The organism is Actinomyces faecalis (assembly GCF_013184985.2).
GTDB lineage: Bacteria > Actinomycetota > Actinomycetes > Actinomycetales > Actinomycetaceae > Actinomyces > Actinomyces faecalis.
Map to the genome: position 1 here is coordinate 2,087,592 of NZ_CP063418.1, position 15,350 is coordinate 2,102,941.

The window sequence follows — 15,350 nt, forward strand, 5'->3', positions numbered from 1 at the left end:
AAAACACGCCCCCAACGTGTCTAGGCACGCCGCCACCCGCTCGGTACACGCCGCCAGCACTGAAACGCGACGGCGGCCGGCCACCTCGTGAAAAGGTGACCGGCCGCCGTCGTCAAGCAGACGCAGCGCTGGCGCCAGGCGCCAGCTGCCGGATCAGCGCTTGGAGTACTGCGGGGCGCGGCGGGCCTTGTGCAGACCGGCCTTCTTGCGCTCAACGATACGAGCGTCGCGAGTAAGGAAGCCGGCCTTCTTCAGGGTGGCGCGGTTGGCCTCGCGGTCAATCTCGTTCAGGGCCCGGGCGATACCCAGACGCAGGGCGCCGGCCTGGCCGGAGATGCCACCGCCATCGATACGGGCGATGACGTCGAAGCGGCCCTCGAGGTCGAGGATGGTGAAGGGGGCACGCACGAGCTGCTGGTGCAGCTTGTTGGGGAAGTAGTCCTCCAGGGTGCGGCCGTTCAGCGTCCACTGGCCGGTGCCAGGAACGAGGCGCACGCGAGCGACGGCCTCCTTGCGGCGACCCAGGCCAGCACCGGGGGCGGTGATGGACTGGCCGCGGCCCTCGACGGAGCCCTCGGTCTCGGTGGTGTAGCTGGAGGGGGCGTTCTCCTCGTCCAGCGCGTCGATGTCGACAGTGGTCTCAGCCACGATATGTCCTTTGCTTGTCGCGGGGTGCCGAGCGCTGGAGCGCTTACTGGGCGACCTGGGTGATCTCGAAGGCCTGCGGGTTCTGGGAGGCGTGCGGGTGCTCCGCGCCGGCGTACACCTTGAGCTTCTTCAGCTGGGCGCGACCGAGCTTGGTGTGCGGAACCATGCCCTTGACAGCCTTCTCGACGGCGCGCTCAGGGCGAGTCGCGAGCAGCTCGCGGTAGGAGACCGCGGTAAGGCCACCGGGGTGGTTGGAGTGGCGGTAGGCGAACTTCTTGTCAGCCTTGCCGTTGGTGAGGGCGACCTTGTCAGCGTTGATGATGATGACGTAGTCGCCGCAGTCCGCGTTCGGGGCGAACTGGGGCTTGTGCTTCCCACGGAGCAGGGTCGCAGCCTGGGCCGCGAGGCGGCCGAGGACGACGTCGGTGGCGTCGATGACGTACCAGTTCTTCTCGACGTCGCCGGGCTTCGGTGTGTACGTGCGCACGGGCGTTGCCTTCGTTTCTCTTGGCGAGTGGACACGCTGGAACCAGCGCTCTAAGCAACGCTGTCCAGCGAGACCACCATGGTCAGGTGAGTGGTCGGAGCACTGGCGTACCGGGGCGAGTGGGACGGCACCGCGGAAGCGCACATACGTGCTGCACGACGATTGCCCACAATACCGGCGCGCCCATCAGGGGGTCAAAAGGTTCGCGGCTCCTGACCCCGTGAAACCCGCCACGTGAACCCGTCCCGACGGCCCAGGAGCACGCCGGACCGCACGGCACCGGTCAGCAGCCGCAGTCGTCCCCCTGGTTCCCCGGCAGCCTGCGCACCACCCGGGCACGCCGAGCCTGCACCGCCAGCTCCTCGTCCGGCGGGTAGGACACCTCCTCCAGCGTCAGACCGTGGGGCGGAGCGACTGGTGCCGCCCGCTCACGCGTGCGGGCGGCGAGCAGCTGTGCCGGCCAGGTCACCGGCTTCCGCCCCTGGCCGACGGCGAGCCCGGCGCCGACCAGCGAGCGGACCATCGAGTGGCAGAAGGCGTCAGCGACCACGGTCAGGACGACCAGGCCAGCGTCCGGCCCTGAGGCCGGCCTCTGCCACTCCAGGCGTCTGAGGGTGCGGATCGTCGTCGCTCCCTCGCGCGGCTTGCAGTAGGAGAGGAAGTCGTGCTCCCCGAGCAGGGCCTGAGCCGAGGCTGCCATGGACTCGACGTCCAGCTCCTGAGCGGTCCACAGCACCTGGCCACGCCGCGTCGGGTCGTAGGGCCGAGGGTTGTCGACGCCGGCACCGTCGTCAACGCGGTAGACGTAGCGGCGCTCCAGTGCTGAGAAGCGTGCGTCAAAGCCCGGCGGTGCGATCCGGGCACGGCGTACGACGACGTCGCTCGCCCCACGCGGTAGCGGCCCGATCTCGCCAGCCTCCACCGCCGCCTGCGCCTGGCACGCCAGGACCCCAGCCAGGCGGGTCACCAGAGCCTGCTGCGGCTGCCGGTCGGAGCGTCCGGGCAGGCTCCGCCACGCCTGCGCCCCGACGTCCAGGTGAGCAGTCTGGCCGGCTGCGTGCACACCCGTGTCCGTGCGCCCGGCGACGGTCAGTCTCACCGCTACGCGCAGGACGGTCTCCAGGGCACGAGTCAGGGTCCCCTCGACGGTACGCAGGCCCGGCTGCGCCGCCCACCCCTTGAACCCAGCGCCGTCGTAGGCCAGGTCAAGGCGGACACGGACCAGATCCCCCGCCGCCACGAGGTCATCTGCCCTCTTGTCCTGCTCCTGGCCGAGCGACTGGACGCTGGGCTGAGCGTTTCCGTCGTTCAACGCGCCGCTGCCGCGGCGGACCGTAATCCCGCCCTGGGCTGCGCTACTCGTCACTGGGTCCCACCACCTGGTCCACGGCGCGCACGCCGGCGATACTCGAGATCGCGTACATCAGGTCCGGACGGGCATGCGGCGAACCACCGTGCAGACTCATCTCCACCCGCAGAATCTTGCTCGGGTCCTCACGCACAGTCTGGGTACGCAGGAGTGCGGCGGTGAATCCGTGCTGGGTCGCCACCGCAAGGATCTGGGGCATGACTGCTGACCCCATCTCATACTCGATCACGGTCGTGATATCGCGATCCGCCTGAGGCAGTCGCCGAGCCACACGTGCCACCACGAACACCACGAGGTAGTGCAGCAGCAGTGCCAGAAAGGCGATCGGGATGAGACGCGCTCCGCAGGCGGTACCGATCGCTGCGCTGAGCCACACCGTCGCGGCTGTGGTCAGCCCCCGCACCGTGTCATTGTTGACGAAGATGACACCGGCCCCCAGGAAGCCGATCCCGGAGACGATCTGGGCGGCCACACGCGAAGGGTCAAAACCGGCGACAGCCGTCTGGTCCGGATGAAAACCATAGGCGCCGACGAGGGTAAACAGGCACGCCCCGACCCCCACCAGGATGTGTGTCTTCACCCCCGCGGACTTCAGGTGCATATGGCGTTCGACACCCAGGGCCAGGCACAGGAAGAAGGCGGCAAGCAGGGCGACAGCCTGCTCCCCCAGCAATTGCCACGTCATCCGATCTCCTTCACGGTTCCCAGGCCCGACACGGCGCCTGAGACCGTGACACTCATCGTGTAGGGATGCGCCACCGTGCCCTCACCTTCCCTGCGCCACATCGACGAGTGGGGGCCGGCTCCCCGCGGCCTCCCGTGTCCGGTCAGCAAGCGTTCGCCCGTCCCGGAGCGTGCCGACGCAATAGTGACGACGAGCAACCTCACGCCCCGCGATGAGGTCCTCGAGGACCTCGATAGCAGTGAGAGCCGTTTCCTCGATGGGATTGCGCACGGTCGCCAGGTCGGCGAGCTCCACGTCAATTCCAAGCCCGTCCATCCCCGTCACTGACACCTCACCCGGCACATCGAGCCCAATTTTTCGCGCCTGCACCACAAAGCGGACCCCACGCACATCATTGGCAAACATCACGCAGGTGTATGCACCGCCACGGACGTCAGCAGCAATGCGATGGGCCAGGGCGTCGGGGTCATGGATCAGGGCAGCACCATGAATCGGGAGGACGTCGATCCCCCTGGCCTGCAACGCGCTCTCCATGGCCGTGGCTCGGGCGAACTCGGTCCGAGAGCGTTCGGGGGTGTTGAACACCACCCCCACACGGCGGTGACCACGTTGGATCACGAGGTCCACGATCATCCGTGCATTGGCTCGCTCGTCATAGGCAACGTTGTAGAGATTCTCATCACTCTCTGGACGGGGCACGACGACGGTCGGGACCTGTGCTGCGATGGCAGCCACGTTCTTTGCAGGAATCATTCCCGAGGCCACGATGATGCCAGCCGGGCGGAGCTCAAGGAAGCGGAGCAGCTGATCTGTCTCCGTCACATCCTGCCCCTCGATCTCCTCCGCTATCCCCGTGGACACAGTGACTAGGAACAGTCCACGTTCGTGAGCACAGGTAATCAGCGCCTGCTGCAGGTAGGCATAGGAAGGAATGGTCGCATCCCGCAGTAGCAGTCCGATCAGCCCGCTGCGTCGGCGGGCCAGCTGGGCAGCCGCGGCATTGCGCACGTACCCCATCCTGGCAGCGCTTTGACGCACTCTCCTGGCTGCCGTCGGATCAACACGGGTATCACCGTTGAGCACCCTAGAGGCAGTCGCGCGCGATACTCCTGCATCCTGGGCGACGGCCGCCATCGTGACGCTCAGCTGGTTGAAGGACATGGTGCGATTCTCGTAGGTCAGACCGCCACCGTGTTGTGGCAGGGACGGGCAACAGGACGTCAGCCACGCCAGCTCCATCCTAGGCCGAGCCGCTGCACCAGCGGTAAGGCCGGTCAGCCCCCGTCCCGGACGCTCCATCACAGAGCCACCCTCAGGCCTGCCTGGCCTCAAGGTAGGGGCGCAGCAGCCACGGGTAGTCAGTCTGGATGACATCGGCCCCCTGGCGCACCAGACGCCCCCACCCCTGGTCAGGATCCTGGCGAAGACTCGTCAGGTCGTCCCACCCGCAGTAGCGGTCCCACCCGTCCTCGAGGTTGATCGCATTGAGCCAGATGAGCAGCCCCTGGGCCTTGAGGCCAGCAAGGTAGCCGGCGTCCGCCAGCTGATCGTCCGGGCGCTCGGCCAGGACCTCAAGCCCGATGAGGTTGATCCCCTCCCACGCCCTGACCCGATCGATCTCTTCCTCGCTGCGCACGATCGGGATAAACGGGAAGGCCGTCTCGCACTCAGCCAGTGCCCGTAAGCAGGTATCGCGAACCGGAGACTTCAGCACCATCAACGCCGGATCCGCCCACGTGGCCAGCTCGTCAAGAAAGCCCAGCTCCCAGTAGCGGTAGGAGCGGTCCACGTTGACCACCACCTCGGGCAGCGCACCGATGACGTCCCGGTAGGCCTCCACCGGCGCGACGCCGGCATTGGTCTGGAACCGCCCGTAACGTTGGGCCTGCACCTCTGTGGCCGACATGTCAGTCAGGCTCCGCGAGGCGCCCAGCAGTGTGCTCTCGTAGCCATCATGGAAGGTGACATACTGCCCGTCGCGCGTGCGGACGACGTCAAGCTCCACGATGTCGCTGCCGGACACGAGTGCCAGCTGCGCGGCTGCGAGCGTGTTGGGGTACACCAGGCCGCCTGCTGTGCCGCGGTGGGTGGCGACCAGCGCTCGGCCGGCCTGCTGCCGGCGTCGGGCAAGGATGTTGTCACTCATGAGTGTGCCTTCCGTCGTTGTGACAGTCGCTGCGTGAGACGGGTGTGATCGCCGTAGACCCCCCAGACCACCAGGGCGTTGACCACCATGAGCAGCACCGTGTAGACGAAGACGAGCCCGGTGGCGTCTCGACCGGTCTCCCCGACAGTCGCTTGCTTGATGAATGGCCCTAACGGCTGCAGGAGGGGGTGGGACAGGAAGATTGACATGTCGAACTCACTGAGCAGCGAGATGAACGCGAGCCCGCTGACCGCGAGCGCGGTTGGCGCGATGAGCGGCACGATGACGCGTCTGAGCGTGTAGCCAGCACGTGCCCCCATCATTCCGGCAGCCTCCTCCAGCGAGGCGTTAATGCCCGAGAAAGAGGCCTTCATCAGACGGAACGTGAATGGGATCTTCTCCGCCACGTACCCCACCAGCAGCAGCAAGGTGGTGCCGGTGAGCACGACCCCGCCCACGATCGGGTGGGGCCGGGAGTAGGTCAGCACCAGACCGAGAGCGATAAGGATCGACGGCAGGATCCAGGGGATATGGAGGAGATACTCCATGACCGTGGTCAGCACGTTATGGAACTTATGCGCCGTGCGCGCGGCCAGAGTAATAAGAACGACGACGATGAGCGCGGCGAGCGTGGAGTAGACAAGCGATACCACGAGTGGTCGGTATCCGGCAGAATTTGTGACCGCGTAGGTGTAATTGTCCAGGGTCAGGGTGTCCAGGCTGAGTCGGCCGGTCTGGATAGCTGATGACTGCGTGAACGAGAACACGATGATGAGTACCGGTGGGAGGATGTAGACGAGCCACAGCAGCCACGCCGCGGCGTGCACGCAGATACTGGCTACCGGATTGTCAATCTTCTGCTTGTGGATCGCGCTCGGGACCTTCGAGACGGAAAAGTACTGGCCGCGCCGCTCCAAGCGGTTTAACAAGGTCAGCAGCACGATCGTGGCGCCGCCCAGCACGATCGCCAGCCCTGCCGCAAGATCTCGGCTCCCCGGCGACTGCGAGAACGTGAGAATCATCGGCGAGATCGTCTGGAAGCGTTCTCCACCGAGGATCAACGGGGCCATCAGGGCATTGAGTCCCCCGAGGAACGTCAACGTGGTGATGGCAAAGATCATCGGTGCCAGGGTCGGGAGCACCACTCGCCTCAGCGTCGTCCAGGCCGACGCCCCCATGAGACGAGAGGCCTCGACCGTCTGGTAGTCAAGCTTCCCGATTGCTGAGGACAGGAACAGCATATGGTTGCCCGTGGTCGCGAAGGTCATCACGAAAATGACTGCGAACGCGCCGGAGAACCAGGTGGGATCGAGCGAGGGCCAGAAGGACCGCAGGGTCTTCGTGATGACACCGGTAGGTCCGTAGATCATCTTGTATCCCGCTACCAGCGTGATCCCGCCATAGATCATGGAGGTCGCGAACCCCACTGAGAGGACGCGAGATCCCTTGATGTCAAAATAGCGGGTGACCAGGACGATGAAGATCCCGGTGACATTCACAGTGACTGACAACGCTATGGCGAGGATGAGCGAGTTCCTCAATGACGCCACGGCCTTGGACGATGCGAGGATCCGGTCGACCACACGGAACGACAGACGGCCATCGACGATGAACGTGTGCCCCAGGAGGGTCAGGGACGGCATCAGCAGGAACGCGATGATGAACCATGCGACAAGCACAAGCGTGACGACGTTGAGCGGGCTGCGCAGCATCGTGCGAACGGAGGCGCGGTCCTGGTTCCGTGCCGTCCTCCGCGACGCCCTCGCAGCCGCTGGACGCCGGGGAACCGACGGTCCCCTGCCAGCTGCACCATGAGTGGAAGTCGTCATGTGTCTCACGCCCCGTACAGCAGGATGTCATCTTCATGGACGGTCAGGACGCAGTGGTCCCCGACAGCGAGGACGGTGCGCCCGTCCTCCTTGACGACCACCTTGACGGGCTGCTCGTGACCGACGTCCACGAGATAGGTGGTCATGATCCCTTCGTAACGCGTGTCCGCGATCCGTCCGTGCAGCTCAAGCACTCCGCGCCCATCACCCAGCGGGCGCGCACGTGTACCTGACGGCGACGGCGTCGCGCCACTCAGCCCGTCACCTGCCGGGCAGATGCCGACTCTCTCGACGCGTACGTATGCCGCAGTCGCACGGGTCCGCATACCTGCGGCGACGAGGGAGTCAACGGGCAGAGCGTTCGCGTCACCAATGAAGGTGCACACGAACTCGTTACTCGGACGCGAGTACACCTCTCGCGGGGTGCCGGCCTGCTGGATCGTCCCCGCGTCCATGACGGCGATGCCGTCCGACATACTGAGCGCCTCAGTCTGGTCATGGGTGACATAGACGCGCGTGATACCGAAGTGCCGCTGCATGTCCTTGAGCTGGAGCCGCAGCTGATGACGCAGTCGCGCGTCAAGATTCGACAGCGGCTCATCGAGCATGAGGATCTTCGGGCGCATGACCAGTGCGCGTGCAATCGCCACACGCTGCTGCTGGCCACCACTCATCTCAGAGATATTGCGATGCAGCTGTGCGTCAGTGAGCTGAACCTCTCTGGCGATGGCGGCGACGCGCTCAGAGATCTCCTCTGAGGACAGCTTGGCCACCTTCAGCCCGAAGGCAATGTTGTCCCATACGCTCATGGTGGGAAACAGTGCGTAGTTCTGGAAGACCATGCCGAGCTGTCGCTTGTCCGGAGGTAGTCGCGTCACGTCCTTGCCATCGATCCAGATGGCGCCGCGGGTGGGGGTGACGAGCCCGGCCAGGGTCCGCAGCGCCGTCGTCTTCCCGCACCCGGACGGGCCGAGCAAGGTGAAGAAGGACCCCTCAGGGATCTCAAGACTGAGGTTAGGTATGGCGACAAAGTCCCCGAAGGCGACTTCAATATTGTCAAAGCGAATCATGTGAGCATCCTTGGTCGTTGACATCGCACCAGCCCTGCGCACGAGGGCTTCATACTGAGATGGTGTGCTGTGTGCCGGCGAGACAGCAGGTCCGTTTCGCAGCGGGACCAGGCGGGTGGGTGACGCCAGCCACCCACCCGCTGAGGTCACTTGATGTAGTTAAGCTGCACTTCCTCGACCCAGGCGTCCAGGTTCTTCGCCACGAAGTCCCAGTCAATGTCCTGCTCCGCGAAAGACGCAGTGAAGTCGATAGCTTCCTTGGAGCCGTCCGCCAGCGCGTCGACATTGGTGGGAGCGGTGCCGAATTGCTGGGACCACGCTGCCTGGACCTCGGCGGAGCCTAACCAGTCCGCGAATTTCTTCGCGGCGTCCAGGTTCTTCGCTCCCTTGATAATGGCCACCCCTTGGCGGACGATCGGCACTCCCGTGCTGGGACGCGCAGCATCTGTCACGATGCCGTACTCTGCGTCTCGGCTGAGCTTTCCTGCCAGCCACATCTGCCCGCAGGCGACATTCCCCTGGCTCATCTGGGCATAGAGGTCCGTGCCCTCCTCAGCACGCCGGCCATTGGCGTACCACTGGCTGACTGCGTCCCAGCCCTGCTGAGAGATACCCAGCTTTCCATCGGCATCACGGTAGGGCATCAGGATCGATGTCATCACCATCTGGACGGTGGCACCACTGAGCTTGGCCGGAACCTCGTACGCGCCTGCGAACTCGTCTTTTGTCCACAGGTCGGACCAGTCTGACGGCATCTGGCCGTCCACGAGATTGTCTCGATCGCACACGAGCATGATGGGCTCCTTGACGATCGGGTAGTAGAAGCTGCGGGTGTCGACGACGTCGTCGCTCACCTTGTCAGCCCATGCTGGGGTGTACTGCTCGAGGGTGCCTGCCTCGATGAGCTTGTTGAAGAAGACGTCATTGAGGCCGAAGACGACGTCAGCGACCGGCGCGTCCTTCTCTGCCACGATGCGGTTGTAGACGTCACCGCCTCCAGCGTCAACGTACTCGATGCTGAAACCAGCAGCTTCTGCCTGTTCTTTCAGCCATTCACCGCGTCCGTCGGACACGGAGTTGGAGTACACCGTCAAGGTCGCGGAGTCGGAGCCTGCCGATGACGCCCCTGGGTTGATGAGGCTGGAACAGGCAGTGAGGGAAAGAGGAACCACGGCAACCGCGAGAGCCGCTGCCAACTGACGGATACGTCCCATGAAGGGTCTCCTTTGATCTTCTTGGATCGACTGTCCGTGAACGCGCGTTCACGGCTACTATACATGATGAACACGCGTTCTCAAGAGACAGTTCGGCAACCGTGGTACTCCGGTTCTCCTCCCAGGACGCACGCGGCCGCGTGCGCAAGGAGACGCCCTCGCCCGTGGACTGCGGGGCGGCGGCCTCAAGGCCTGCTTGCTCAACGGTCCCGCAGTCGCAGGCTGGTACCTGGAGCACACTCTCTCCCGGTACCCCGTGCACGGATCGTGTCCACCTGGTCACCCTGCCCGGACTCGCACGCCGTCCCTGCCCACCGGGGCTTCTTCAGTCCTCCAGCGACAGGGACAACACACCCTCGCGTGAAGACAGGCGTACCTGTCTCCGGTACTCCCCGGGCCGCACGGCCACCCAGGTAGAGCCAGCTGTTGGGAGCGTTATCGGTCATCAGCAGGCCGAGGTACAAGCACACGGCACGTACGAACCGTCTGCACAGGCGCACCTCCCACAGGACAGCTCATGCCAGGGTGGCGAGACACAGCCAGTCACGTCCCACACGGATGGAGACGGATCCTCGCCGGGCAGGTACCGTCACACCATGACCAGTGACACCACCCTGTCTGTGGACTGCGGCGGCGGAGGCATCAAAGCCTCCGTCCTCAGCTCCGAGGGCGCCATCATCTCCCGTGCAGTGCGCACGCCGACGCCCTATCCCCTGCCGCCGAGCAAGCTCGTCGAGACGATCACCAGCCTGGCCGAGCAGCTCCCCACCGCCGACCGCGTGACCGTCGGGATGCCAGGAATGATCCGGCACGGCGTCGTCGTCGCCACACCGCACTACATCACCCGCGACGGACCCCGTTCCAAGGTCCTGCCTGAGCTCGTCGAGCAGTGGGCCCGCTTCGACATGGGCCAGGCCATCAGCTCCCGGCTTGGTCTGCCCGCCCTCGTGCTCAACGACGCCGAGGTCGCCGGTGCCGGGGTCGTCACAGGCCACGGGTGCGAGATGATCGTGACCCTTGGAACCGGCCTGGGCAACGCTGTCTTCGACAACGGCGTCCTGGCGCCTCACGTCGAGGTCTCCCAGGGTCCTGTGCGGTGGGGCCTGACCTATGACGACTACATCGGTGAGCACGAGCGCCTGCGACTGGGCGACGCGCACTGGTCGCGCCGCGTGCGCCGGGTCGTCGACGCCCTGCGCCCGATGTACATGTGGGACCGCCTCTACCTGGGCGGAGGCAACTCCCGACGCATCACCCCGTTGCAGCTCTCCCGCATGGGCGACGACGTCGTCGTCGTGCCCAACGAGGCGGGAATGACCGGCGGGGCACGCTGCTGGTCCATGGCGCGGTTCTAGCCGGTCCCTGCTGCCTGCCCCCCGGCAGCGTCTGAGGGGCCCACCTGGATGATCCAGGTGGGCCCCTCAGAGGTGGTCGTGCCCCAGGCACGACCGGGGAACGATCAGGCCTCGTCGACCTTCTGGGCGGCGGCGCCACCAGCGGGGGCGAAGCCAGCGGCCTCGGCGTCCTCGGCGGAGGCGAACCAGACCTCGGCCACGGTGGCGTCGTACCAGCGCGAGCCGGGAACGTGGTACTTCATCGAGTCCTCGTTGCCCTTGACCTTGTGGTCCTCGTCAGGAGCGTCGGTGGAGCCCTCAGCCAGGCGCACGGCGCCGGCGTACTCCTCCTTCGCCTCAGCGGCGGGAGCCTCAGTCTTGTCCTCCTTGGCCACGGCGGCCTCGGCGGCGCGCTTGGCGGTGGCGACGGCGTCGGCCACGACCTCCTGCTTGGCCACGGGCTCCAGGACGAGGGAGATCACGGCCATGGGAGCGTTGTCGCCCTTACGCGGAGCGGTCTTGACGATACGGGTGTAGCCGCCCTCACGGTCAGCCAGCTGGGGAGCGATCTCCTCGAAGAGGCGGTAGACCGCGAACTTGTCGGTGACCTTCTTCAGGACGGTACGACGAGCGTGAAGGTCGCCGCGCTTGCCCTTGGAGATGAGCTTCTCGACGTAGGGACGCAGGCGACGGGCGCGAGCCTCGGTGGTCGTGATGGACTCGTGGATGAAGAGCTGCGTCGCGAGGTTGGCGAGGATGTGGCGCTCGTGCTGGGCGGAGCCGCCCAGGCGGGGACCCTTGGTGGGGCGAGGCATTGTTGTCTCCTAGATGAATGACGAGCGGGCTCAGGCCTGCTGCTCGTCGCTGAACGTGGGGTTGGTGTAGTCGTCGTCCGCGATGTAGTCGACCGAGGAGCCCTTGAGGGACAGCCCCAGCTCGGCCAGCTTCTCCTTGATCTCGGAGATCGACTTGGCACCGAAGTTACGGATGTCGAGGAGGTCCGCCTCACTGCGCGCGACGAGCTCACCGACGGTGTGGATACCTTCGCGCTTGAGCGCGTTGGAGGAACGGGCCTGCAGGTCCAGCTCGTCGATCATGAGGGCGAGGTCCTGCTGCAGGGCCTGGTCCATCGGCGAGGGGCCGACCTCGATGCCCTCGGCCTCGACGTTGAGCTCACGGGCCAGGCCGAAGAGCTCGACGAGGGTCTTGCCCGCGGAGGCAAGAGCGTCGCGAGGGGTGATGGAGGCCTTCGTCTCGACGTCGACGACGAGACGGTCGAAGTCCGTGCGCTGCTCCACACGGGTGGCCTCGACGGCGTAGGAGACCTTCTTGACCGGCGAGTAGATCGAGTCCACCGGGATGCGGGAGATCTCCCCGTTGGGGTCCTTGTTCTGGTTGGCTGAGACGTAGCCACGACCACGCTCGACGGTCAGCTCGATCTCCAGCTTGCCCTTCTCGTTGAGGTTGGCGATCACCAGGTCAGGGTTGTGGATCTCCACGCCTGCCGGCGGCGTGATGTCACCAGCGGTGACGACACCCGGGCCGGACTTACGCAGGTACATGACGACCGGCTCGTCGTTCTCGGACGAGAGCACGATCTCCTTGATGTTGAGGATGATCTGGGTGACATCCTCCTTGACGCCGGCGATGGTACGGAACTCGTGGGGAACTCCGTCGATACGGACGCTGGTGACCGCCGCGCCCGGGATGGACGACAGCAGCGTGCGCCGCAGGGAGTTGCCCAGGGTGTAGCCGAAGCCGGGCTCGAGAGGCTCGATGACGAACCGCGAGCGGCGGTCCTCCTCGACGACCTCCTCGGAGAGCGTGGGTCGCTGTGCGATCAGCACTAGGTTTCCTTTCGTCGCGGCGCCCGCTATATGACGCCGTTCCTCCATGGTGGTGCAGCGGCCCGGAGCCCAGGCCCTGCACCCGCCCGTCGTCGGTGACGGCGGGCGGCTAGCAGCCGACGACGTCGCTCACCGGCGGGCGAGGACGGCGTCGGCCGCGGACGTCAGACGCGACGGCGCTTGGGCGGACGGCAGCCGTTGTGAGCCTGAGGGGTGACGTCGGTGATGGAGCCGACCTCCAGGCCAGCGGCCTGGAGGGAGCGGATCGCGGTCTCGCGGCCGGAGCCCGGGCCCTTGACGAAGACGTCGATCTTCTTCATGCCGTGCTCCTGGGCACGACGGGCAGCAGCCTCAGCGGCGAGCTGGGCAGCGTAGGGGGTCGACTTACGCGAGCCCTTGAAGCCGACCTGACCGGAGGAGGCCCAGGCGATGACGGCGCCGTTGGGGTCGGTCAGGGAGACGATGGTGTTGTTGAAGGTCGACTTGATGTAGGCGTGACCGTGGGTGACGTTCTTCCGGTCCTTGCGACGCGGCTTACGCACGGTGGTGCGGTTCTTGGGAGGCATATTTCCTTCTTCGATCTAGGTCGTCGTTCCATGGCGGGCTGCCGTGCCCGCGCTGTGGACTACTGCTTACTTGGCCTTCTTCTTACCGGCCACGGTGCGCTTGGGGCCCTTACGGGTACGCGCGTTGGTCTTGGTGCGCTGGCCGTGCACGGGCAGGTGGCGGCGGTGACGCAGACCCTGGTAGCAGCCGATCTCGATCTTGCGGCGGATGTCCGCCTGGACCTCGCGGCGAAGGTCACCCTCAACCTGGTAGCTGGCGTCGATGTGGTTACGCAGCAGGACGAGCTCGTCCTCGCTCAGGTCCTTGACGCGGGTGTCCGGGTTGACCCCGGTGGCGGCGAGGGTCTCGTGCGCGCGGGTGCGCCCGATTCCGAAGATGTACGTGAGGGCGACCTCGACTCGCTTCTCGCGAGGCAGGTCGACACCGGAAATACGTGCCACGGTGTGGTTCTCCTGTGTGCTCCCGGAGGTCGTCGCCCACCTCCCCCGCCTCGTACGACGGCCCCGGCCTCCAGGAACCGAGGGTTGCGACCGGTTGGACCGGGTCGCTGGGGTGGGTGCTTGTCACTGGCCGCCTGGTGGCGACCTGCGTCGGGACTCAGCCCTGACGCTGCTTGTGCCGCGGGTTCTCGCAGATGACCATGACGCGGCCGTGGCGACGAATCACCTTGCAGCTGTCACAGATCTTCTTGACGCTCGGCTTGACCTTCATGATGTTCCTCCGTCCCCCTCACGGGGAGGACTGTCACTTGTACCGGTAGACGATGCGGCCACGGGACAGGTCGTAGGGGCTCAGCTCCACGACCACCCGGTCCTCGGGGAGGATGCGGATGTAGTGCTGCCGCATCTTTCCGGAGATGTGCGCGAGCACGACGTGCCCGTTGCTCAGCTCCACCCGGAACATCGCGTTCGGAAGGGCCTCGACGACCGATCCCTCGACCTCGATGACGCCGTCCTTCTTAGCCATGTTCCTCCATCGGTGCTTTCTCGCTCGAGTGGCCCGACGGCCTCGCCGTCAGGCGGCACGCCCCGCCGACTGACGCGCTCCAGGTGGAGGCGACGGACGGCTTAGACGCACCAGACGACAACGATACGGCACAGCCTGGCACCCTCACCATGCGAGAAGCCGCACAATTGCGGTGTTTCCCGACACAGCAGGGCTCGGACCCTGAGTCTGCGCTCAGCGCAGCGGGAGCGGCTCGATGCCGTACGGGGCCAGGCCCTCGACCCCGCCGTCGGATGCCGTGAGCACCCACACCCCTCCGGGAACGATCGCCACGGTGTGCTCCCACTGGGCCGCGCGCGAGCCGTCCTCAGTCACGACGGTCCAGCCGTCGTCGAGCTCACGGACCGCACCGGAGCCGGCGGTCAGCATCGGCTCGATAGCCAGCACCATCCCCGGGCGCAGGCGTGGTCCCTGACGCGTCACCGAGTAGTTCAGGACGTCGGGGGCCATGTGCATCGCGGTACCGATGCCGTGGCCCACATAGTCCTCAAGGACGCCCAGGTGCACACCGTCACGTCGCGCTGCCTGCACCACGACCTCCTCAACCGTGTCACCCACCGTGTTGAGCCTGGCTCCGCGACCAGAGGCCTCCCCCGCCGCCGCACGCGCCACGGCCGCGATCGCAGCCCACAGGGCCTCGTGCGTCGCGGAGTCCAGGACGCTGTCAGTGGCGCTGGCGTAGCGTCCCCCGACCACGGTGGTGAAGGCGGCATCTGCGTGCCACTGGGTCCCGTCCTCGTCCAGGACGTAGGCGCCGCAGTCGAAGGTCACCAGATCGCCCTCTTCCAGGACCCGCGGCCCGGGGATGCCGTGGACGACCTCGTCGTTGACCGAGATGCACACGGTCGCCGGATATCCCTCGTAGCCCAGGAAGTTCGAGCCTGCGCCGGCGGACTCGATGACCTCAGCACTGACACGGTCCAGCTGCGCCGTCGTGACGCCTGGCCGTACCGCCTCACGCAGGGCGGAGTGGATGTCCGCGACCACCAGGCCTGCACGCCGCATGTGGCGCACCTGCTCGGGCGTCTTGATCTCAATCTGCTCGCGTCCCAGCACGGGGGCTCCCTTCTCTCTTCGGTACGCCTCGGCCCGTAGGCCGGGTACGACGACGGCGGACCAACCCGTCAGCCAGGTGGTCCGCCGTCGATG

Annotated in this window: 17 protein-coding genes; 1 reads left to right on the plus strand and 16 read right to left on the minus strand. The window is 66.0% G+C overall.

Annotated features, from left to right (window positions below):
* Positions 1–153 precede the first annotated feature (153 nt).
* The 9 genes from rpsI to HRL51_RS08980 all read right to left on the minus strand — a co-directional run bounded on the left by rpsI (position 154) and on the right by HRL51_RS08980 (position 9,448).
* Entirely contained in the window at positions 154–648 is a 495-nt protein-coding gene (gene rpsI, locus HRL51_RS08940; RefSeq protein WP_172120380.1) for a 30S ribosomal protein S9, read from the minus strand.
* Positions 649–691: 43 nt separating this feature from the next.
* Complete coding sequence (rplM, locus tag HRL51_RS08945; protein WP_006548414.1) at positions 692–1,135, minus strand: 50S ribosomal protein L13; 444 nt, start codon at positions 1,133–1,135, stop codon at positions 692–694.
* A 283-nt stretch (positions 1,136–1,418) separates the two neighbouring features.
* Positions 1,419–2,375 carry a tRNA pseudouridine(38-40) synthase TruA gene (gene truA, locus HRL51_RS08950; protein ID WP_425321757.1) on the minus strand — a complete coding sequence of 319 codons (957 nt, stop codon included), beginning with the start codon at positions 2,373–2,375 and terminating at the stop codon, positions 1,419–1,421.
* Positions 2,376–2,490: 115 nt separating this feature from the next.
* A complete protein-coding gene (locus HRL51_RS08955; protein ID WP_172120382.1) occupies positions 2,491–3,189 on the minus strand; it encodes an MgtC/SapB family protein in 699 nt (232 codons plus the stop codon).
* An 81-nt stretch (positions 3,190–3,270) separates the two neighbouring features.
* Entirely contained in the window at positions 3,271–4,350 is a 1,080-nt protein-coding gene (locus tag HRL51_RS08960; RefSeq protein ID WP_172191371.1) for a LacI family DNA-binding transcriptional regulator, read from the minus strand.
* 151 nt (positions 4,351–4,501) lie between these two features.
* Positions 4,502–5,335: a glycerophosphodiester phosphodiesterase family protein gene (locus tag HRL51_RS08965; RefSeq protein ID WP_172191373.1), complete on the minus strand. Its 834-nt coding sequence runs from the start codon at positions 5,333–5,335 to the stop codon at positions 4,502–4,504.
* Complete coding sequence (locus HRL51_RS08970; RefSeq protein ID WP_172191375.1) at positions 5,332–7,047, minus strand: ABC transporter permease; 1,716 nt, start codon at positions 7,045–7,047, stop codon at positions 5,332–5,334. Before HRL51_RS08970 ends, HRL51_RS08965 begins: the two co-directional genes overlap by 4 nt.
* 122 nt (positions 7,048–7,169) lie before the next feature.
* The gene (locus tag HRL51_RS08975; protein ID WP_172191377.1) at positions 7,170–8,234 is read right to left on the minus strand and encodes an ABC transporter ATP-binding protein; all 1,065 of its coding nucleotides are present in this window, start codon (positions 8,232–8,234) and stop codon (positions 7,170–7,172) included.
* A gap of 146 nt (positions 8,235–8,380) precedes the next feature.
* Positions 8,381–9,448 (minus strand): extracellular solute-binding protein, encoded by a 1,068-nt coding sequence (locus HRL51_RS08980; RefSeq protein WP_172191379.1) that lies wholly within the window; start codon positions 9,446–9,448, stop codon positions 8,381–8,383.
* A 596-nt stretch (positions 9,449–10,044) separates the two neighbouring features.
* Here HRL51_RS08980 and HRL51_RS08985 point away from each other — a divergent pair.
* On the plus strand, positions 10,045–10,803 hold the full coding sequence (locus tag HRL51_RS08985; RefSeq protein WP_172191381.1) for an ROK family protein: 759 nt from the start codon (positions 10,045–10,047) through the stop codon (positions 10,801–10,803).
* Positions 10,804–10,907: 104 nt separating this feature from the next.
* On the opposite strand, the gene rplQ is transcribed toward HRL51_RS08985, so the two are convergent.
* From rplQ to map, 7 genes are all read right to left on the minus strand, one after another.
* Entirely contained in the window at positions 10,908–11,597 is a 690-nt protein-coding gene (rplQ, locus tag HRL51_RS08990) for a 50S ribosomal protein L17, sunset domain variant (RefSeq protein ID WP_172120395.1), read from the minus strand.
* A 30-nt stretch (positions 11,598–11,627) separates the two neighbouring features.
* Positions 11,628–12,629, minus strand: coding sequence for a DNA-directed RNA polymerase subunit alpha (locus HRL51_RS08995; RefSeq protein ID WP_006548408.1), 1,002 nt, complete (start codon positions 12,627–12,629; stop codon positions 11,628–11,630).
* Between the two features lie 164 nt (positions 12,630–12,793).
* The gene (rpsK, locus tag HRL51_RS09000) at positions 12,794–13,195 is read right to left on the minus strand and encodes a 30S ribosomal protein S11 (protein WP_172191383.1); all 402 of its coding nucleotides are present in this window, start codon (positions 13,193–13,195) and stop codon (positions 12,794–12,796) included.
* Between the two features lie 66 nt (positions 13,196–13,261).
* Positions 13,262–13,636: a 30S ribosomal protein S13 gene (gene rpsM, locus HRL51_RS09005; protein ID WP_172120397.1), complete on the minus strand. Its 375-nt coding sequence runs from the start codon at positions 13,634–13,636 to the stop codon at positions 13,262–13,264.
* A 157-nt stretch (positions 13,637–13,793) separates the two neighbouring features.
* A complete protein-coding gene (rpmJ, locus tag HRL51_RS09010) occupies positions 13,794–13,907 on the minus strand; it encodes a 50S ribosomal protein L36 (protein ID WP_003781903.1) in 114 nt (37 codons plus the stop codon).
* 33 nt (positions 13,908–13,940) lie between these two features.
* Entirely contained in the window at positions 13,941–14,162 is a 222-nt protein-coding gene (gene infA / locus HRL51_RS09015) for a translation initiation factor IF-1 (RefSeq protein WP_003781847.1), read from the minus strand.
* Between the two features lie 213 nt (positions 14,163–14,375).
* Positions 14,376–15,257: a type I methionyl aminopeptidase gene (map, locus tag HRL51_RS09020; RefSeq protein WP_172120399.1), complete on the minus strand. Its 882-nt coding sequence runs from the start codon at positions 15,255–15,257 to the stop codon at positions 14,376–14,378.
* Positions 15,258–15,350: the final 93 nt, after the last annotated feature.

Bases quoted from the DNA above. Each gene is read 5' to 3' on its own strand.
- HRL51_RS08975 (WP_172191377.1), bottom strand. From the start codon at position 8,234: ATGATTCGCTTTGACAATATTGAAGTCGCCTTCGGGGACTTTGTCGCC.
- HRL51_RS08980 (WP_172191379.1), bottom strand. From the start codon at position 9,448: ATGGGACGTATCCGTCAGTTGGCAGCGGCTCTCGCGGTTGCCGTGGTT.
- rpsK (WP_172191383.1), bottom strand. From the start codon at position 13,195: ATGCCTCCCAAGAACCGCACCACCGTGCGTAAGCCGCGTCGCAAGGAC.
- HRL51_RS08985 (WP_172191381.1), top strand. From the start codon at position 10,045: ATGACCAGTGACACCACCCTGTCTGTGGACTGCGGCGGCGGAGGCATC.
- rpmJ (WP_003781903.1), bottom strand. From the start codon at position 13,907: ATGAAGGTCAAGCCGAGCGTCAAGAAGATCTGTGACAGCTGCAAGGTG.
- infA (WP_003781847.1), bottom strand. From the start codon at position 14,162: ATGGCTAAGAAGGACGGCGTCATCGAGGTCGAGGGATCGGTCGTCGAG.
- HRL51_RS08955 (WP_172120382.1), bottom strand. From the start codon at position 3,189: ATGACGTGGCAATTGCTGGGGGAGCAGGCTGTCGCCCTGCTTGCCGCC.
- HRL51_RS08970 (WP_172191375.1), bottom strand. From the start codon at position 7,047: ATGCTGCGCAGCCCGCTCAACGTCGTCACGCTTGTGCTTGTCGCATGG.
- rplQ (WP_172120395.1), bottom strand. From the start codon at position 11,597: ATGCCTCGCCCCACCAAGGGTCCCCGCCTGGGCGGCTCCGCCCAGCAC.
- HRL51_RS08960 (WP_172191371.1), bottom strand. From the start codon at position 4,350: ATGTCCTTCAACCAGCTGAGCGTCACGATGGCGGCCGTCGCCCAGGAT.
- HRL51_RS08965 (WP_172191373.1), bottom strand. From the start codon at position 5,335: ATGAGTGACAACATCCTTGCCCGACGCCGGCAGCAGGCCGGCCGAGCG.